Here is a 17774-nt window from a genome sequence, read left to right as displayed (position 1 = left end):
CGGTCAGCCGGCATCGGGGCCGTCCCCGGGCGCCGACCACGGGTCCTGCGGCCGGGGCCGCTCCGCGGCGGCAGCCCGCTCGGCCCGCCGCCGGCGGCCGAGGAACCAGAGCATCCAGCCCAGCGGCGCCAGCACCAGCAGGAACGGCGCGACGGCCGCCAGCGCGATCAGCAGGCCGCGCACGATCACGGACAGCACGTGCCAGCCGCCGCCCAGCGCGCCGCCGACCGAGTGCCAGAAGCCGTCCTTCTTCTTCGCCGCCTCGGTCGGCGGCGGCGCGGACGCCTCCCGGCGCAGCTCCAGCGTGATGGTCGACAGCGAGGTCTTGGCCGTCAGCTCCTGCTGCTGCTTCTGCAGCGACTCCAGGTCGGCCTGCCGGCGGCTGAGCTCGGCCTCCAGGGAGACCACCTCGGCCAGCGTCTTCGCCTGCGCCATCAGCGCCCGGACCCGCTCCACGCTGGCCTGCTGGCTCTGCACCCGGCTGGCCACGTCCACCGCCTGCTGGGTCAGGTCGTCCGCCTGGCTGTTGCGCGAGACCACGCGGCCCAGAGCGGCCAGCTGGTCCAGCGTCCGCTGGTAGGAGGCGGAGGGAACCTTCAGGACGAGCTCGCCGCGCACGGCGCTCCTGTCCTGCTCGCCGGACGGACCGCCGCTGCCCGCCGAACCGCTCACCGCCTCCTTGCCGACGTACCCGCCGGCCGCGGCCGCCAGCACCCGGGCGTCGGCCAGGGTCTGGTCGATGTCCTTGGCCACCAGCGTCAGTTGCGCGGTGTACGCGATCAGCCGGCTGTCGGCGGTCGGCACCGCCACCGGCTTCTCGGCCGAGCCGCCCGCGCCCGGGGCCGCCCCGGCGGCCGGCGCGGCGCCGGCCTTCTCGCCCCCGTCGGCGGCGGGCGCCTGGGGCGCCTGCGCCTGGGCCGGCGCCTTGGCCGAGTCCGCCGACGACCGGCCGCCCGATTCGGCGGCGCAGCCGCCGATCAGCAGGGCGGCGGCGAGCACCCCTGCCGCCAGCGCCCCCGGTCTGTGCCGTGTTGCTCCCATGCGCAAGGCCCTCCCCGCTCCCGATCCGAGCCGCCCCCTACGGGCGCTCCGATCCATTCGACGTGCTGACGGCGCGTCGGGATCCACCCGGGAGATCGCAACTCGGTCACGGGTCGGCGGCGGCCGGGCCTCGGCCGTTCCTTTTCCGTCGGAGTACCCGAAATGCCGCGGGCGGGCGCCGGCCCTCGGGCCGCCCGTGCCCGGGGCAGCCGCCCGCGCGGCGTCCTTCAGGCAGCGGGACGCAGGGCGATCCGGGCGTACGCACGGACGTCGGCGTCGGAGTCGGCGAGGCGCTCGCGCAGGGCCCCGGCCACGGCCGGGTCGGCGGCCAGCGGGGCCAGCGCGCGGACGGCGGCCTTGCGGACGTCCATGTGCTCGTCGGCGAGCAGCGCCAGCAGGGGCGCCAGCCCCGCCGTGCCGGTGCGGCCCAGCGCGGTGGCCGCCGCCCGGCGGACCTGCCAGGCCTCGTCCGGGGCCGCGGCCAGGGCGGCGAGCGGCGGCGGGCAGCCGATCCCGGCGGCGCCCTGGAGGGCGGCCGCCCGCACCAGCGGGTCCGGGTCGGCGGCCAGCCGGACCAGGGCCGGCGCGGCCGTCGGGTCGCCGACGGTGCCGAGACCCTCGCCGACGGCCACCCGCACCTCGCGGGAGCCGTCGCCGGCCGCCCCCGCCAGGGCCTCCACGGCGTCCAGCGAGACCAGGCCGTGCACCGCCTGCAGGCGCACCGGGACCTCGGGGTCGGCCAGCGCGGCGGCGAACAGCCCGGCGGAGCCCGTCCGCAGCGAACGGGCGACGTCCAGGGCGCCGGCCCGGACGACCGGGTCGGGGGAGTCGGCGGCCAGTCGCAGCGGCCCGGCGAGCGCGGCGCCGTCCAGCACCTCGACCAGTTCGCGCAGTCCGGCGACCGCCGCCGCCCGTACCGAGGCGTCCGGATCGGCCAGCGCGCGGGCGAGTTCGGGGCCGGTGCCCTCGGGCGCGGCCTCGGTGAGGACACTCACGGTGGTGCGGCGCACGTCCGCCGCCGGGTCGCCGAGATAGGGGAGCAGCCGCTCCAGGGTCGGCTGCTCCTCGGCCAGCCGGAGCAGGTCGAGCAGCTTCGGGGAGGCGGGGGCCGCGACGTCGGCGGCCGGCCCCGCGTCGGCGGCGGTGGCGGCGGGCGTGGCACCGGTGCGCCCGACCGGCATCGCGTGCACCTCGCCGATGACGGTGACCGCGCCGCCCGCGGGGGGTTCCAGCCCCTCCACCGGGACGAGGTAGGGGGCGACCGGGCGGGTGAGGAACTCCATCGCCCCGGTCGGGCTCTTGCGGACGTTGAGGTGGCTGAACCAGCGGTCGTCGTCCCTGCCGGGGTGGTCGATCCGCTCGTGGTACAGGCCCCAGCGGCTCTCGGTGCGGGCCAGCGAGGAGCGGGCGGCGAGCTCGGCGCAGTCCCGGATGAAGTCGACCTCCACGGCGCGCATCAGCTCGTGCGGCGTCCGGGCGCCCATGCCGGCGATCTCGCCGCGCATCCGCTCGAAGTGCTCCAGCGCGACGGAGAGCCGCGAGCCGGTCTTCGGCGGAGCGACGTAGTCGTTCACGAAGCGCCGCAGCTTGTACTCGACCTGCGGCTGCGGCGGACCGTCCGGGTTGCGCAGCGGACGGTAGACCAGCGCGTGCGCCTCCCTGACCTGGTCCGCGGGCAGGTCGGGCCGCTCGGCGGGCAGGTGGGCGGTGGCGTGGGTGCCGGCCAGGTCGCCGAAGACGAAGGCGCCGATCATGTAGTTGTGCGGGACGCAGGCCAGGTCACCGGCCGCGTACAGGCCGGGCACGGTGGTGGCCGCGTTCTCGTCCACCCAGACGCCGGAGGCGGAGTGCCCGCCGCAGAGGCCGATCTCGGAGATGTGCATCTCCACGTCGTGGGTGCGGTAGTCGTGCCCCCGCCCGGCGTGGAAGGTGCCCCGGCTGGGGCGCTCGGTGGTGTGCAGGATGGACTCCAGCGCCTGCACCGACTCCTCCGGCAGGTGGGTGGTGCGCAGGTACACCGGCCCGCGGTCGGACTCCAGTTCGGCGGCGAACTCGGCCATCATCTGCCCCGACCAGTAGTCGGAGTCGACGAACCGCTCGCCGTGCCGGTTCACCTGGTAGCTGCCGAAGGGGTTGGCGACGTACGCGCAGGCCGGCCCGTTGTAGTCCTTCATCAGCGGGTTGACCTGGAAGCACTCGATGCCGCTCAGCTCGGCGCCCGCGTGGTACGCCATCGCGTACCCGTCCCCGGCGTTCGTCGGGTTCTCGTAGGTGCCGTACAGGTAGCCGCTGGCGGGCAGCCCGAGCCGGCCGCAGGGGCCGGTGGCGAGGATCACCGCGCCGGCCGAGACGGTGACGAACTCGCCGCTGCGGGTGTCGAACCCGGCCGCTCCGACGGCCCGGCCGCCGGAGGTGAGCACCCGGACGGGCATCACCCGGTTCTCGATGGTGATCCGCTCGCGCATCTCGCGCCGGCGCAGCTGCCGGTACAGCACCTTCTTGACGTCCTTGCCCTCCGGCATCGGCAGCACGTAGCTGCCGGACCGGTGCACCTGGCGGACCTGGTACTCGCCGTACTCGTCCTTCTCGAACTTCACCCCGTACCCCTCCAGCCGCTGCACCATCGCGAAGCCGCGGGTGGCGGTCTGCCGGACGGTGCGCTGGTCGACGATGCCGTCGTTGGCGCGGGTGATCTCGGCGACGTAGTCGTCCGGCTCGGCCCGGCCGGGCACGACGGCGTTGTTGACCCCGTCCATGCCCATCGCGAGCGCGCCGGAGTGGCGGACATGGGCCTTCTCCAGCAGCAGGACGTCCGCGCCCTGCTCGGCGGCGCTGAGCGCGGCCATCGACCCGGCCGTGCCGCCGCCGACCACCAGGACGTCGCAGGTCAGGTGGCGGGCCTCGGTGAGGTCGGGGATCCGCAGGGCTTCGGTGGTCGGCATGGCGAGCGGCCTTTCAGGACAGCCCGGCGAGGACGGCCTCGCGCAGGCGCAGTACGGCGGGGTCGGTACGGGCGGCGGCCTCGCGGGGCCGCGGTACGTCGTGCAGGGCGGCGACCTCGCCGCCGCCGAGCACCGCGACCCGGTCACCGAGCAGCAGCGCCTCGTCCACGTCGTGGGTGACGAAGACCACGGTGCAGCGCAGCCGCTCCCAGACGGTGAGCAGCAACTGCTGCATGGCGGCGCGGTTCTGGGCGTCGAGCGCGCCGAACGGCTCGTCCATCAGGACGGCCCGCGGCGAGCCGACCAGGGCCCGGGCGAGTTGCACCCGCTGGCGCTGGCCGCCGGACAACTGCCGTGGCAGGCGGTCCTGGTGGCCGTCCAGGCCGACCCGGGCGAGCCACTCCTCGGCCGGCCCGCGGCGCTGCGCGCGGGGCACCCGGCGGACGGCGAGCGGGAGTTCGACGTTGCGGCGGGCGCTGCGCCAGGGCAGCAGGCCGTCCTCCTGGAAGACCAGTGCCCGGTCGGCGTGCGGCCCGGTCAGCGGCTCGCCGTCGGCGAGGAGTTCGCCGGCGGTCGGTGCCAGCAGGCCGGCCAGCGCCCGCAGCAGGGTGGACTTGCCGCAGCCGGAGGCGCCGACCACGGTCAGCACCTCGCCGGGGGCGACGTCCAGGTCGACGCCGCTCAGCACGGGGTGCCCGGCGTGGCCGAGGCCCAGGCCCCGGGCGGTGAGCCGCAGACCGGTGGTCGCGGTGGCGGGGGTGACGGCGGTCGCGGTGCTCATCCTGCGCTCCCGGGCCGGGCCGGCAGCCAGCGCGTGACGCGGCGGCCGGCGAGTTCGACGGCGGCCGAGGTCAGCCACCCGAGCAGGCCGATGGTGGCCATCCCGACGAAGACGCCGGGGTAGTCGAGCACGGTGTACGACTGCCAGGTGCGGTAGCCGACGCCGAACTGGCCGGAGACCATCTCGGCGGAGATCACGCAGATCCAGGAGACCCCGATGCCGACCGACAGCCCGCCGACCACCCCGGGCAGGGCGCCAGGCAGCACCACGCTCCACAGCACCCGCCACCGGCCCCCGCCCATGGTGCGCACGGCCTCCTCCCAGAGCGGCGGGACGGCCCGCACCGCGTGCCGGGTGGAGACCGTCACCGGGAAGAACGCGGCGGCGAAGGTGATGAAGACGATGCCCTGCTCGTTGTCCGGGAAGAGCATGATCGCCACCGGTACCAGCGCGATCGCCGGCACCGGGCGGATCACCTCCAGCACCGGGCCGAGCAGGTCGCCGGCCCAGCGCGAGCGGGCCGTCGCCACCCCGGCCGCCACCCCCAGCAGGGCCGCCAGCAGGAACCCGCTGCCGATCCGGCGCAGGCTGTCCGCGAGGTCCTGCCAGTACTGGTCGGTGCCCAGCTGCCGGCCGAAGGCCTGCCAGACCTGGACGGCGGTCGGCAGGTGGTCGAAGCGCACCCAGAACCGCACCTTGGCGGCGGTGAGCAGCTGCCAGAGCCCGACGAAGGCCAGCAGGGAGGCGGCCCGCACGGCCCGGCGGCGCCAGAGCGCCGGGCGCCGCCGGGCCGCGGGGGCGGTGGTGGCCCCGGCGGTCGCCGGGGCCGGCCGGAGGGTGGCGCTCACGACGCCGCCAGGGCTTGCTCGTAGCCGAGCTGCTTCGCGCCCGGGTGGGCCGCCAGATAGGCCTTCAGGCCGTCCTCGGTGGTGAAGGGCAGCAGCTCGGCGCCGTCCTGCGCCCAGTGGTCCTTGTCGGCGAACCAGCGGGTGCCGGTGGTCGCGTCGGGCACGTAGGCGGCCCGGATCTTCTTGCCGCCGGCCGCCTTGACGGCCTTCAGCAGGCAGGCCGGGGTGGCCGCGGGCCGGGTGCCGTCCTCGCCGTCGAACCAGATCTCGCCGGCCTTGGCCGGGTCGGTGACCGGCTGTCCGCAGACCGCGTCGGTGCCGGTGATCCGGGCCGGCGCGATGTCCGGCAGGGCGGCCTCGGCCAGGTACGAGGGGTCGACGAAGGAGTCGAGGTCCAGGGCCTTCAGCACGCCGACCGACTTCAGGAACGGGACGTCCTCGCGCAGCGCGGTCAGCAGCTCGGGCCGCAGCGGCAGCCCGAAGGTGGCGATCCCGTTCGGGCCGTTGTAGAGGTGGACCACCTCGGGGGCCAGCCCGGTCGCCTCGGCCACCTGCCGGGAGGCCGCCAGCGGCTGTTCGTTGAGGTAGCGGGTGGCGTCGGCCTGGGCCCGCAGGAAGGCCTCGATCACCGCGGGGTGCTCGGTGGCGTACTTCTGCCGGACCACCACGCCGTGCAGGGTGGGGCGGGCCAGCGCCGCGCCGTCGTAGAGCAGCCGCGCGTCACCGCCGAAGACCACCTGGCCGGGCCAGGCCACGAACTGGGCCAGTGCGTCCACGCTGCCGGCCTTCAACGCCGAGGCGCCGATGGCGGGTTGCTGGTTCTGCTTGGAGATCTCGGTGTCCTGCACGCCGGCCTTGCGCAGCGCCTGGACGAGGGTGCCGTCGGCGGCCGAGCCGACCGAGGTGGAGACCTTCTTCCCCTTCAGGTCGGCGAGCGTGTGCGCGGGCGAGGCGTTCGGCACCACCACGCTGTTGAGCGCGCCCAGGGCGTTGTAGCCGGTGACGGACACCAGCCGGGTGCCGGGGCCGCCGGCCTCCTGCGCCCGCGAGCCGTTGATCAGCAGCGGGTAGTCGCCCATCGAGCCGATGTCGATCTTGTCGGCCAGCATCTGCGCGGTGATCGGCGCACCGGAGTCGTAGTCCTGCCAGCTGACCTTGTAGGTGCGGCCGTCCTTCCTGCCCTCGGCGGCGAGCTGCTGCTCGAAGTAGCCCCGGGCGCGCAGCAGGGTGCCGGCGGTGACGGTGTTGATGGTCTTCGACTGGTACCCGACCACCACCTCGACGGTGCCGCCGGCGGAGGCGTCGGCGGACGAGCAGCCGGTGAGGCCGGCCAGCACGGCGGCGGCCAGCAGGGCGAGCGGCAGCGGGCGCCGGGACGACGACGGTCTCAGCGGGCGGGAGGCCGGGCGGTGGGACAGCGGGCGGCGTGACATCGGGGAACGCTCCTCAGCGCAGCAGATAGGGCATGTTGACGGTGACCGCGCCGGTGGGACAGCGGGCGGCGCACGGGCCGCAGTACCAGCACTCGTCGACGTGCATGTAGGCCTTGTCGGTGTCCGGGTCGATGGCCAGCGAGTCGAGCGGGCACATCTCCACGCAGAGCGTGCAGCCGTCGATGCAGAGCGAGGCGTCGATGGTGACGGGCACGTCGGAGCGGTGGTCGGCGAGCGCCATGGGGGTCTCCGTGGATCGGCTACATGGATCGGCTACATGGATCGGCTACGTGGATGCGGCTGCACGACTGCCGCGACGTGGACACGGCTGCGTGACCGCCGTGACGGGGAGGGAGGAGCGGGGAGGCGGGACGAGGACGCGCAGGTCACAGGGCCGAGCGCAGCAGCCGGCCCTGCATGGTGATCCGGTCGCCGCGGAACCGCACGTACTCCAGGTCCACCGGGCGCCCGTCGGCCAGGGTGGTCAACCGCTCCAGCATCAACAGGGCGCCGCCGCGGGGGACTTCCAGCACGTCGGCCGAGTGCGCGTCGGCGTTCACCGCCTCCAGCGTGATGTCGGCCGAGCCGAGCGGCTGCCCGGCCACCTCCTCGATCAGCCGGAACACGTCCTGGTGGACGAGGTCCTGGGCGTCCAGCGCCGCACCGATGTCGGGCACCAGGTAGGTGAGGTCCAGCGACAGCGGCAGGCCGTTCAGCCGCCGCACCCGCTCGACGTACACCACGTCGCCGCCCTCCGGCAGGCCCAGCCGGCGGGCCACCGGGCCGGGAGCGCGGACCGGGCCGAACGAGCGCACCTCGTTGGTCACCTCGCCGTGCTCGTGCAGGGTCTCGGCGAGCCCCATCAGCCGGTTCAGACCGTGCGGCACCTTCTCCGCCACCACCAGCGTCCCCGAGCCAGGCACCCGCCGGACCAGACCCTCGGTCCGCAGCAGGTCCAGCGCCTCCCGGACGGTGTTCCTGGACTCCCCGAACTCCTCCGCGAGCACGTCCTCGTGCGGCAGCGGCCGGGGCCCGTACACCTCGCTCAGCACCTGCTGGCGCAGGACGTCGGCGACCTGCCGGGCACGGTCCGCGCGGGGCCGGCGGGGCTGGCCGGCCCCGGTCGGCCGGGGCGGGTTCTCGGTGGTCATCGCGACTGCTCCGGGGCTGGGTACGGGGGACGGGGTACCGGCTGGTGGTGCCGGGCGGCTGGTTCTGGCAGAACCCTAGGGGCGTACCCGCGGGTTTTTCGTTGCCGCGGCATTACGCCACCTGACGCCCCGTCCGCGGGCGCCGCCAGCAGGGCCTACCGCCGCCCCCGGACCGGAACCGCCACCCGCGACCGGTGACCGGCGCCCCCACACATGGCCCAATGCCGGGCCCGCCCCGGGCGGACCGCGAGAGTGGACGGGTCCGCCGTACGAGGGAAGGAACCGGCCGTGACCCTCAGGCGCAGCGCCGCGCTCGACGCCGTGCTGATCGTGCTGACCCTGACCACCGGGATCGTCGAGGCCGTCAGCCTGCTCGCCCTCGGCCACGTCTTCACCGCGCTGATGACGGGCAACATGCTCTTCCTCGCCTTCGGCCTGGCCGGCGGCGCCGGCCTGTCGGTGCCGGCGTCCTCCGTCTCGCTGGCGGCCTTCGCCGTCGGCAACCTGGCCGGGGCCCTGCTGGAGACCAGGGTGGAGGCCCGCCGGCGGCGCTGGTTCGTCACCGGGCTGGTCGTGGAGGCGGCCCTGCTCGGCGGGGCCGGGCTGGCCGCCGGCGGGATCGGCGGCCTCGACGAGCCGCTGTCCGGACACCTCTACCTGGTGATCGCCCTGACGGCCCTGGCGATGGGCCTGCGCAGCGTCACCACCCTGCGGGCCCGGGTCGCCGAACTGCCCACCACGCTCACCACCCGCGCGCTGACCTCGGTGATCAGCGGCCTGGCCCCGGCCGTCGGGCACGATCCCGCCCGGGGCGCCGGCGCCGGCTCCGCCCTGCTGCGGGCCGCCGGCGTGGTCGCGATGTTCGTCGGCGGCCTGCTCGGCGCGTGGATGCTGACCGCCGGCCACCGCCCGCAGCTCCCGCTGCTGGTGGCCGCCGCCGTGGTGCTCCTGTGCGCCGTCGGCTTCGGCCTCACCCCGCGGGACCGGACCCCGGCGGAGCCCCGGGTTGGCTAGTCTGAACCCATGAGCGCGCTACCCGAGTGGATGCGACCGCCCCGCGCCGAGGGGTGGTTCGCCGACGACCTCGACCGGCTGACCGAAGCGCCCCGGCACACCGAACTGATCGACGGAGCGCTCGTCTTCATGATGTCCCCGCAGCGTTGGTGGCATGGTGAACTCATCACCGACCTCGTCATCGCCCTCAGGGCCCAGGTGCCCGCCGGCAGCAGGATCGGGCGAGAGATGACCATCAGGCTCGACAGCCGGAACCGGCCGGAGCCCGACCTGATCGTGACGACTGCGGGCTACGACGGGGACCGCACCTGGTTCGCCCCCGACGAGGTCTCCCTGGTCGTCGAGGTCGTCTCCCCCGAGTCCGCCCACCGCGACCGCACCGTCAAGGTCCGCAAGTACGCCGAGGCGGGCATCGCGCACTACTGGCTGATCGAGGAGGAGGGCGGCGCGCCCGTCGTCCACGTCTACGAGCTCGACGCCCCCACCTCCTCCTACGCGCCCGCCGGGATCTTCCGCGGCAAGCTGGAGCGCCCCGTCCCGTTCCCGATCGCCATCGACCTGGACGGGCTGGTGCCCGCCCGGAAGCGGACGGATTGAGGCCTTCGCCCGGCTCTCTGCAAGACTGCGAAGCATGTCGCAACCTCATGTCGTCGTGATCGGCGGCGGTATCGCGGGCCTCGCCGCGGCCGCCTTCCTCAGCGGGGCGGACGGTGGTGGCGGGAGAGCCGCGGTCACCCTCCTGGAGGCCTCCGAGCGCCTCGGCGGGAAGCTCCGCGGCGGTGAGGTCGGCGGGGTGAAGGTCGACCTCGGGGCCGAGTCGATGCTCGCCCGCCGCCCGGAGGCGGTCGCGCTGGCCCGCTCCGTCGGACTCGCCGACTCCCTCCAGCCGCCCGGCACCGCCAAGGCCGCGATCTGGACCAGGGACGCGCTGCGCCCGCTGCCCGGCGGCCAGGTGATGGGCGTCCCCGGCGACCTCGACGCCCTCGCCGCCGCCGGCGTGCTCACCCCGGAGGGCCTGGCCCGGGCCGGCCGGGAGGAGGACGCCCCGGCGGTGGGGGACGACGTCGCGATCGGCGCGTACGTGGCCGCCCGGCTCGGCCGCGAGGTGGTCGACCGGCTGGTCGAGCCGCTGCTCGGCGGTGTCTACGCCGGCCACGCCGACGAGATCTCGCTGCGCGCCGCCGTCCCGCAACTGCTCGACCTGGCCCGCAGCGGCGCCCCGCTGGTGGGCGGGGTGCACGAGCTGGCGAGCCGCCCGCAGAGCAGCACCGGACCGGTCTTCCAGGGCCTGGACGGCGGTATCGGCACCCTGCCGCAGGCCGTCGTCGCCGCCTGCCGCCGGGCCGGCGTCGAGCTGCGCACCGGCAGCCCGGTGCAGGAGCTGCGCCGCACCCCCGAGGGCTGGCGGCTGGTGGTGGGCGGCGAGACCCTGCACGCCGACGCCGTGGTGCTGGCCGTCCCGGCGCCCGAGGCGGCCCGGCTGCTGCGCACCGACGCCCCCGGCGCCGCCGCCGAGCTGGCCGCGGTGGAGTACGCGGGGATGGCGCTGGTCACCATGGCCTTCCGGCGCGCCGACCTGCCCGAGCCGCCGGCCGGCAGCGGGTTCCTGGTGCCACCGGTGGACGGCCGGCAGATCAAGGCGTCCACCTTCTCCTCCAACAAGTGGGACTGGCTGGCGCGTTCGGCGCCGGACACCTTCGTGCTGCGCACCTCGCTCGGCCGCCATCGCGAGGAGCAGGCCCTCGACCTCCCGGACGAGGAGCTGGTCGCCCGTTCGCTGGCCGACCTCGGGGAGGCCGTCGGCCTGACGGCGAAGCCGTACGACACGGCGGTCACCCGCTGGCGGGGCGGCCTGCCGCAGTACCCGGTCGGCCACCTCGACCGGGTGGCCCGGATCCGCGCGCGGGCCGAGGGGCTCGGCGCACTGGCCCTGTGCGGCGCCGCGTACGACGGAGTGGGCATCCCGGCCTGCGTCGCGAGCGCGCGCGCGGCCGTTGACAAGCTGTTGACCCCGGCCGCCGGGGCACCCGTGACAGAGGGGACAATGTCCGCATGACTGACAGCACTGAGCCGCAGGCGGCCGCGCAGGCCACCGCGCAGCAGCCCGAGAAGAAGAAGGCCCGCGACCTCAACCAGGTGATCCGCTACACCTTGTGGTCGGTGTTCAAGCTCAAGGACAACCTGCCGGAGGACCGCGCCGCCCTGGCCGCCGAGGTCGACGAGCTGTTCGCGCAGCTGGCCGCCAAGGACGTCACGGTGCGCGGCACCTACGACGTGTCCGGGCTGCGGGCCGACGCCGACGTCATGGTCTGGTGGCACGCCGAGGACTCGGACGACCTGCAGGAGGCGTACAACCGCTTCCGCCGCACCGGTCTGGGCCGCCGCCTGGAGCCGGTCTGGTCCAACATGGCGCTGCACCGCCCCGCCGAGTTCAACAAGTCGCACATCCCCGCGTTCCTCGCCGACGAGGCGCCGCGCGACTACATCTGCGTCTACCCGTTCGTCCGCTCCTACGAGTGGTACCTGCTGCCGGACGCCGAGCGGCGCGCGATGCTCGCCGAGCACGGCCAGATGGCCCGCGGCTACCCCGACGTGCGGGCCAACACGGTGGCCTCGTTCGCCCTCGGCGACTACGAGTGGCTGCTCGCCTTCGAGGCGGACGAGCTGCACCGGATCGTCGACCTGATGCGCGACCTGCGTCCCTCGCGGGCCCGCCTGCACGTGCGCGAGGAGGTGCCCTTCTTCACCGGGCGCCGCAAGCCGGTCGCGGAACTGCTGAACGGCCTGGCCTGACGGTCGGCCGGGTGACCGCGGCCGGGTGACCGGCTGCGTCCGTCGCCCGGGCCGGCGACGGTCCGACGTGCGGAAGGGCGCCACCCCGGCCGGAAGGCCCTCGGGGTGGCGCCCTTCGCGCGTTCGCGGAAGGCCGGCCGCGGCCCGCTCAGTGCCGCAGGGCCGCCCGCAGCCGGGCGTCCTGGAGCGCGGCCGGACCGGTCATCGCCACGGCGGTCAGCAGCTCGCGGTCCCGGTCGCCCGCGACCGCCTGGCGCGGCACCCGGACCTCCCGCAGGACCTCCAGGCCGGCCGGCGAGGCCCAGCGGGTGTACGGGTAGACGTCGACCCGGGCCATCAGCAGGGTGCCCGAGGTGAGGATCACCGGCAGGGAGAACCAGGCGAGGGCCGCGACCGCGTCCTCCGCCGCCGGAGAGCCCAGGGTGAGCGCCGCGCCGAGGAGGACCAGCGCGAGCAGCAGGGCCTGGCGGACGTGCCGGACGGCCGCCGCGGTGCTCTCCTGGACCGCCGCCGGGGTGGCGAGGCCGGCGAGCGCGAGCCGGGCTCCGACCTCCATCACCGTCGGGTGGGCGGCCATCGCCCGGCGCAGCTCACCCGTCCGGCACTGGCCGTCCGGGCCGACGGCGGTGAGCAGCGCCCGCTCCAGCCGGCTGCGCCCCTGCGGGTCCACCACGCTCGTCCACCCGGTGTGCGCGAGGTGCAGCCGGCCCCGGGAGGCCATCAGCACCAGGGCCAGGTCGACCACCCGGGCCGGACCGCCGGCGAGGTACGCGGTCTCGTACAGGCCGATCCCGACGGCTTCGGCTGGACGGGGGCCGTCCACTCCGGTGAGGGCGTCGGCGGTCGCCGCGATCCGGACCAGCCGCAGGCAGGTGAGCACGGCGGCGATGCAGGCCGGAATCAGGAGCAGCAACCACATGGGGCTGTTCTAGACCGGATCCGGCCATCGCGGAACCGTTCCCGGTCCGCGATATCGAACTGTGACCGCCCGCCGGCCGGCTACTTGCCGTTGTGATCCGGGTCCGCGGCAAGGGTGATGACGCCCAGATAGCCGTCGCCCTCCTCGCTGACGGTCATCAGCATGCCCGGCCGGTAGATGGAGTCACCGTCGTTGAAGGTGTCGCGACCGGTGTGCCGGGCGTACGGCGCGTTGGCGAAAACCGCACTGTTCAGCTTCTCGTCCATCATCAGCTGGGTGGTCAGCGTGCGGTCGTCACCGACGTGCACCATCACGTGCACGTGGACCGTCCGGCCGGAGTACCAGCCGGGCCAGATCGTGGTGAACTGCACGATGCCGTGGGCGTCGGTGACCTGCGCGCCGCGCAGGTAGCGCTTGTCGTCGGTGGGGGTCAGGTCGCCGCCCGCGCCGGCCCCGCCACCGGCCGGTCCGCCCGCGCCGGGGCCGCCGGACGGCGGGGTGCCGCCGGGCATCCCCGAGGGCGGGGCCCCGCCGGGTGCGCCGGCGGGCGGGGTGCCGCCCGCACCCGCCGGGGGCGTGCCGCCGCCACCCGGGGCACCGCCGCCGCCGGAGGAGAGGCTCTCGGCGCCGGAGTAGAGGCCCGCCGCGTCGCAGTGCCAGATCTCCACCACCGCGTTCGGCAGGGCCGCGCAGCTCTCGCTGTCCTGGACCCGGATCGCGAGCCGCAGCCGGCGCCCGTCCCGGTCCTCCCGGATGTCGCTGCGGACCTTGTCCGCGTCGAAGTAGTACGGCCCCTGGGTGGTGCTCGCGGTCAGCGTGCAGGTGGTGGCGTCCGTGAACAGCCCGGTCAGGTCGGCGGTGCCGGCGGACTGCGGCGACACGCTGGCGCTCGCGCCGGTGGTGGTGGTCGCCCGGCCCCCGCCGCCCTGGCCGCAGGCCGCCAGCAGCGCGCCCAGACCGATGCTGCCGATGCCCGCCAGTGCGGTGCGGCGGCTGACCCGCTGGCCTTCGTGATCGTGTCCCATACCGACGGAGCCTAGGAACACGACATGAGGGCCGCATGTGAGGCGGATGAGCGCCGGCTCACTTGTCGCACCGGCCCGCCCCGGGCCGGAGTCACGAGCCGCAGCTCGACCCGCCGCCGCAGCTGGAGCTGGAACCGCAGCTGGAGGAGGACGACCCGCAGCTCGACGAGGACGAACCGCAGCTGGACGCGGACCCGCAGCTGGACGAGCCGCAGCTCGATCCGCTGCCGGAGGAGCCCGGGTCGGAGGAACCGCACCAGGTGGCCGGTCCGGAGCCGCAGCTGGACCCGGAGGAGGACGAGGACGGCGAGCCGACCGCCGGGACCGGCCGGGCCGCGGCGAGCATGGCCGCCTGCAGCTCCTCGTCCGGCAGACCCGCGTCGACCCCCTCCAGGGCGACCACGCCGAGCAGCGCGCCGCTCGCGATCCCCACGCCGTGCCGCGGGCGCCACGGCGTGGTACCGGTCAGCTGGGAGAGCTGGCGCCGCCCCGCCGCGGTGATCCGCCCCCGGCCCGGGCGGGTCGCCAGGGCCACCGTCAGGCCCACGACCACCAGCGCGATCACCCCGCCCACAACCGGCCGCTCGGCGGCCGGCTCGCCACTCGTCACGACGAAGCCCGCGATCGTGGAGACCGGCACGGCCAGCAGCACGAGCCAGAGCCGCCGGCGGGCGGAGCGGGCCCGGCGCAGCAGAGCCGGGTCGAGCATCAGCCCGTGGGCGGCCAGCCGGTCGCCGATCCGCTGCACGGCGTCGGAGGTCATCACCGCCCGGCGCAGGCCGGGCAGGTCGCGCTGGCGCAGGTCGCCGGCCGCGACGATCAGCGCGGCCTCGACGTCGTCGTACGGGGTGTTGGCCGTGACGGTGACCAGCCCGCCGCGCGAGACGATCACCCGGCCCTCCTGGTGCATCCGCACCAGCACGGTGTCGACGACCCGGCCCGGACCGCCGGCCAGGAAGGCCGCGTCCAGCAGCGGGATCCCGGTGCCGGGCAGGTCGGTCGGGTTGCTCCGGCGCCGCGCCCGGGCGAAGGTCACGACGGCGGACAGGCCGGCGGCGATCAGCAGCAGGGTGAGGACGGTGAGGTGCGTGGTGTGCCACATGGGCGGTTCCCCCGGTGGTGAGTGGTTCGGTCAGTCCTGGTGCGGGCGCAGGGCCCGGCGCAGCCGGCCCAGCGGGCCGGTCGGTCGCCCGGTCGCCTGGGTGTCCGACGGGGCCGGCCAGCCCTCCAGCAGCCGGCGGTGGGCGGGGTCGAGCGGATCGCCGTCCTCGTCCGCGAGGGCCCAGCGGGCGAAGGCGTGGGCGTCGGCCCGGTAGCCGCCGTCCTGCGGTCGCTGCCGGGCGTACCGCAGGAACAGCGGGCCGAACGCGGGCCCGAGCAGCTGGGGCAGCTCGGGCACCACCTTCGCGACGGTGTCGCGTCGTTTGGCCGCCAGCCCGATCGCCTGGGCGCGGACCTGCGCCGGGTCGAAGCCCGGCGGCGGCGGGCCGCCCGCGACCAGGGCGGCCAGCAGCGCGCCCTGGCGGCGCTCCAGCGCGGCCCGGGCGAGCACGAGTTCGGCGTCCGCCCCGCGGGCGAGGTACTCAAGCCGTTCGGACATACCGCGGCACCTCCTCCAACACCCTGCGGATCGCGTCCAGTTCGGCGCCGAGCTCGGCGGGCGGCGGGAAGTTGCCGTCCCGCTCCAGCAGGACGCCGGGCGGTGTCACCCGGGAGCACAGCTCGGCCAGCACCTCCAGCACCGGCTCGGTGACCGGGTCGGCGTGGGTGTCGTGCCAGACCCCGTCGACCAGCCGCCCGCCCGCCACGTGCACGTAGGCGATCGCCTCCAGCGGCAGCAGGTCCAGCTCGGCCGCCGGGTCGAGGCCGAGGTTGACCCGGTTGGTGTGCAGGTTGGCGACGTCGATCAGCAACCGCACGCCCGTCCGCTCGACCAGTTCGGCGAGGAACTGCCCTTCGGTCAGCTCGTCCTCGGGCCAGGCCAGCTGGGCGGCGATGTTCTCCAGCGCCAGGGGCACCGGGAGCTGGTCCTGGGCGATCCTGACGTTCTCGGCGATCACCCGCAGCGAGTCCCGCGAGCGGGGCACCGGCAGCAGGTGGCCGGCCTCCAGGCCGCCGGCCCGGACGAACGCGAGGTGCTCGGTGACCAGCGGCGACTCCAGGGCCAGCGCCGCCTCGGCGAGCCGGGCGAGCCGGGCCGGGTCGGGCGGCGCGGCGCCGCCGACGCCCAGCGAGACGCCGTGCGGGACGACGGTGGCACCGCGGGCGCGCAGCAGCCGCAGCGACTCGGGGAGGTGGCCGGCGCAGATGTTCTCGGCGACCACCTCGACCCAGTCCAGGCCGGGCAGTCGCTCCACGACGGTGTCGATCTCGCTGCGCCAGCCGAGGCCGACGCCCAGCCGGGGCAGGGTCGATGCGGGAGTAGCCATGGGTTCGCCCCCTTCGGAGGGCTTGCGGTGAGGGGGCCGGACGGTGCGCGGGCTTCGTCGCCGGGCGGCCGTCGGGCCGGTGGGGAGTGCGGGGTGCGGGGCTTCGGTACCGCACGATGCTGAGGATGTCCCCGGGCGGGGCCGCTGCCAAGCCTCGACCGGGATTCTCAGAGCATTACTTGAGCATGTGGCACCGACACCGATCACCCCGGGGGGTACCCCGGCCCGGTGACCTGCGAGGACGGCCCGCGCCCCGGGAAATTCGCGGGCGCCGCGGCGGCCGCCCGGCTAGCCTGGCATGCATATGACTTTGACGATTCGTGACTTCCGCCCCGCCGACGCCGAGGCGGCCGCCGCCGCCCACTGCGCCGGCCGCCCGCACCTGGTCCTCCCCGCCGAGGTGTTCGCCTGGCTCCCCGACCACCTGCCCGCCGACCAGCACTACCGGACACTGGTGGCCGAGGTCGACGGCCGGGTGGTCGGCAGCGTCCGCTGCGGCCGGGTGACCGACACCAGCACCGAGGGCATCGCCTTCGCCAACGGCAGCGTGCTCCCCGGGTTCCGCCGCCGGGGCGCCTTCACCGCCCTGCTGGCCGCCGCCGAGCGGCACCTCGCCGCGCACGGCGCCACCGAGGTGCACAGCTGGGTGGACGACGTGCCCGAGGCCCTCGCCTTCGCCGCCCACCGCGGCTACCGGGAGGGCAGACTCGCGCACTTCGCCCGCCGCGACCTCACCGCCCCGCTGCCGCCGGAGCCGCCGCTGCCCGCCGGCGTCGAACTGCGGACGGCGGCGGACTTCCAGGACGACCCCTACCCCCTGTTCCTCGTCGAGGAGGACGCGATCCGGGACGAACCCGGCGAGGTCGAGGTCGACCGGTCCGACTACCAGGACTGGCTGGACGGCGTCTGGTCCCGGCCCGACCTCGACCGCGGGCTCACCGTCGTCGCGGTGGTCGACGGCCGCCCGGCCGCCTTCAGCGCCGCCCAGACCGACGGGGACCGCTACTGGTCGGCGTTCACCGCCTGCCGGCGCGAGTTCCGCGGTCGCGGCCTGTCCACCCTGGCCAAGACCCGATCCCTGCACCTGGCCCGGGCCGCCGGCCTCACCGAGGCCTTCACCAGCAACGACGCCGGCAACGCCCCGATGCTCGCCATCAACGACCGGCTCGGTTACCAACGCTGCGCCAGCGAACGGAAGTTCGTGAAGCAGCTGACGGGCTGACGCCCCGGCGGGCGCACCGCCACCCGAAACCGCGTTGCGCCCGCCCCGCGCCGTACGGCAGGCTGAGGTCACACCCACCGAGGGGCGTAGCTCAGTTGGCCAGAGCGGCGGTCTCCAAAACCGCATGTCGCAGGTTCGAATCCTGTCGCCCCTGCTGTCCCGACCGGCCCGTGCGG

The 17774-nt window shown here is 75.4% G+C and carries 15 protein-coding genes, 1 tRNA gene and 1 pseudogene; 6 read left to right on the top strand and 11 right to left on the bottom strand.

Translation table 11 applies throughout. The features are described 5' to 3' along the window. Positions 1-3 precede the first annotated feature (3 nt). The 7 genes from ACFTWP_RS32120 to ACFTWP_RS32090 all read right to left on the bottom strand — a co-directional run bounded on the left by ACFTWP_RS32120 (position 4) and on the right by ACFTWP_RS32090 (position 8196). Positions 4-1041, bottom strand: a complete 1038-nt coding sequence (locus tag ACFTWP_RS32120) for a DUF4349 domain-containing protein (protein ID WP_380268479.1) — start codon at positions 1039-1041, stop codon at positions 4-6. Between the two features lie 227 nt (positions 1042-1268). Then, positions 1269-3983, bottom strand: a complete 2715-nt coding sequence (locus ACFTWP_RS32115; RefSeq protein ID WP_380268478.1) for a fumarate reductase/succinate dehydrogenase flavoprotein subunit — start codon at positions 3981-3983, stop codon at positions 1269-1271. Between the two features lie 13 nt (positions 3984-3996). Next, complete coding sequence (locus ACFTWP_RS32110) at positions 3997-4764, bottom strand: ABC transporter ATP-binding protein (RefSeq protein WP_380268477.1); 768 nt, start codon at positions 4762-4764, stop codon at positions 3997-3999. After that, on the bottom strand, positions 4761-5612 hold the full coding sequence (locus ACFTWP_RS32105; RefSeq protein ID WP_380268476.1) for an ABC transporter permease: 852 nt from the start codon (positions 5610-5612) through the stop codon (positions 4761-4763). The genes ACFTWP_RS32110 and ACFTWP_RS32105 overlap by 4 nt, the downstream gene beginning before the upstream one ends. Further along, positions 5609-7045: an ABC transporter substrate-binding protein gene (locus ACFTWP_RS32100; RefSeq protein WP_380268475.1), complete on the bottom strand. Its 1437-nt coding sequence runs from the start codon at positions 7043-7045 to the stop codon at positions 5609-5611. The genes ACFTWP_RS32105 and ACFTWP_RS32100 overlap by 4 nt, the downstream gene beginning before the upstream one ends. 13 nt (positions 7046-7058) lie before the next feature. Continuing rightward, on the bottom strand, positions 7059-7286 hold the full coding sequence (locus ACFTWP_RS32095; protein ID WP_371479140.1) for a ferredoxin family protein: 228 nt from the start codon (positions 7284-7286) through the stop codon (positions 7059-7061). Between the two features lie 145 nt (positions 7287-7431). Then, the gene (locus ACFTWP_RS32090; protein WP_380268474.1) at positions 7432-8196 is read right to left on the bottom strand and encodes a GntR family transcriptional regulator; all 765 of its coding nucleotides are present in this window, start codon (positions 8194-8196) and stop codon (positions 7432-7434) included. Positions 8197-8484: 288 nt separating this feature from the next. Between ACFTWP_RS32090 and ACFTWP_RS32085 the strand changes: the two genes are divergently transcribed. From ACFTWP_RS32085 to hemQ, 4 genes are read left to right on the top strand one after another with little or no spacing between them, the layout of a single operon-like run. Then, positions 8485-9210 (top strand): YoaK family protein, encoded by a 726-nt coding sequence (locus tag ACFTWP_RS32085; protein WP_380268473.1) that lies wholly within the window; start codon positions 8485-8487, stop codon positions 9208-9210. Positions 9211-9219: 9 nt separating this feature from the next. Further along, the gene (locus ACFTWP_RS32080; protein WP_380268472.1) at positions 9220-9807 is read left to right on the top strand and encodes a Uma2 family endonuclease; all 588 of its coding nucleotides are present in this window, start codon (positions 9220-9222) and stop codon (positions 9805-9807) included. Between the two features lie 34 nt (positions 9808-9841). After that, positions 9842-11266, top strand: a complete 1425-nt coding sequence (gene hemG / locus ACFTWP_RS32075) for a protoporphyrinogen oxidase (protein ID WP_380268471.1) — start codon at positions 9842-9844, stop codon at positions 11264-11266. Then, positions 11263-12003, top strand: a complete 741-nt coding sequence (gene hemQ, locus ACFTWP_RS32070; protein ID WP_380268470.1) for a hydrogen peroxide-dependent heme synthase — start codon at positions 11263-11265, stop codon at positions 12001-12003. Before hemG ends, hemQ begins: the two co-directional genes overlap by 4 nt. Before the next feature lie 148 nt (positions 12004-12151). Here the strand turns inward: hemQ and ACFTWP_RS32065 are convergent, their stop codons facing one another. The 4 genes and pseudogenes from ACFTWP_RS32065 to ACFTWP_RS32050 all read right to left on the bottom strand — a co-directional run bounded on the left by ACFTWP_RS32065 (position 12152) and on the right by ACFTWP_RS32050 (position 16376). Further along, a complete protein-coding gene (locus ACFTWP_RS32065) occupies positions 12152-12922 on the bottom strand; it encodes a TIGR04222 domain-containing membrane protein (protein ID WP_380268469.1) in 771 nt (256 codons plus the stop codon). An 80-nt stretch (positions 12923-13002) separates the two neighbouring features. Beyond that, positions 13003-13947 (bottom strand): protocatechuate dioxygenase, encoded by a 945-nt coding sequence (locus ACFTWP_RS32060; protein WP_380268468.1) that lies wholly within the window; start codon positions 13945-13947, stop codon positions 13003-13005. A 91-nt stretch (positions 13948-14038) separates the two neighbouring features. Continuing rightward, complete coding sequence (locus ACFTWP_RS32055) at positions 14039-15049, bottom strand: TIGR04222 domain-containing membrane protein (protein ID WP_380268467.1); 1011 nt, start codon at positions 15047-15049, stop codon at positions 14039-14041. A 30-nt stretch (positions 15050-15079) separates the two neighbouring features. Then, positions 15080-16376, bottom strand: a pseudogene (locus ACFTWP_RS32050) (DUF692 domain-containing protein). A 304-nt stretch (positions 16377-16680) separates the two neighbouring features. Here ACFTWP_RS32050 and ACFTWP_RS32045 point away from each other — a divergent pair. Then, a complete protein-coding gene (locus tag ACFTWP_RS32045) occupies positions 16681-17598 on the top strand; it encodes a GNAT family N-acetyltransferase (RefSeq protein WP_380268466.1) in 918 nt (305 codons plus the stop codon). Between the two features lie 80 nt (positions 17599-17678). Then, positions 17679-17752: transfer RNA gene (locus ACFTWP_RS32040), tRNA-Trp, on the top strand. Positions 17753-17774 lie beyond the last annotated feature (22 nt).

The organism is Kitasatospora sp. NPDC057015 (assembly GCF_042673745.1).
Lineage (GTDB): Bacteria > Actinomycetota > Actinomycetes > Streptomycetales > Streptomycetaceae > Kitasatospora.
The sequence above is the reverse complement of the archived record's forward strand: the minus strand, read 5'-3'. Positions and strand labels throughout refer to the sequence as shown.

Excerpts from the sequence above, each read along its gene's own strand:
- ACFTWP_RS32120 (WP_380268479.1), bottom strand. The coding sequence starts at position 1,041 with ATGGGAGCAACACGGCACAGACCGGGGGCGCTGGCGGCAGGGGTGCTC.
- ACFTWP_RS32115 (WP_380268478.1), bottom strand. The coding sequence starts at position 3,983 with ATGCCGACCACCGAAGCCCTGCGGATCCCCGACCTCACCGAGGCCCGC.
- ACFTWP_RS32110 (WP_380268477.1), bottom strand. The coding sequence starts at position 4,764 with ATGAGCACCGCGACCGCCGTCACCCCCGCCACCGCGACCACCGGTCTG.
- ACFTWP_RS32100 (WP_380268475.1), bottom strand. The coding sequence starts at position 7,045 with ATGTCACGCCGCCCGCTGTCCCACCGCCCGGCCTCCCGCCCGCTGAGA.
- ACFTWP_RS32095 (WP_371479140.1), bottom strand. The coding sequence starts at position 7,286 with ATGGCGCTCGCCGACCACCGCTCCGACGTGCCCGTCACCATCGACGCC.
- ACFTWP_RS32090 (WP_380268474.1), bottom strand. The coding sequence starts at position 8,196 with ATGACCACCGAGAACCCGCCCCGGCCGACCGGGGCCGGCCAGCCCCGC.
- ACFTWP_RS32080 (WP_380268472.1), top strand. The coding sequence starts at position 9,220 with ATGAGCGCGCTACCCGAGTGGATGCGACCGCCCCGCGCCGAGGGGTGG.
- hemG (WP_380268471.1), top strand. The coding sequence starts at position 9,842 with ATGTCGCAACCTCATGTCGTCGTGATCGGCGGCGGTATCGCGGGCCTC.
- hemQ (WP_380268470.1), top strand. The coding sequence starts at position 11,263 with ATGACTGACAGCACTGAGCCGCAGGCGGCCGCGCAGGCCACCGCGCAG.
- ACFTWP_RS32065 (WP_380268469.1), bottom strand. The coding sequence starts at position 12,922 with ATGTGGTTGCTGCTCCTGATTCCGGCCTGCATCGCCGCCGTGCTCACC.
- ACFTWP_RS32060 (WP_380268468.1), bottom strand. The coding sequence starts at position 13,947 with ATGGGACACGATCACGAAGGCCAGCGGGTCAGCCGCCGCACCGCACTG.
- ACFTWP_RS32055 (WP_380268467.1), bottom strand. The coding sequence starts at position 15,049 with ATGTGGCACACCACGCACCTCACCGTCCTCACCCTGCTGCTGATCGCC.
- ACFTWP_RS32045 (WP_380268466.1), top strand. The coding sequence starts at position 16,681 with ATGACTTTGACGATTCGTGACTTCCGCCCCGCCGACGCCGAGGCGGCC.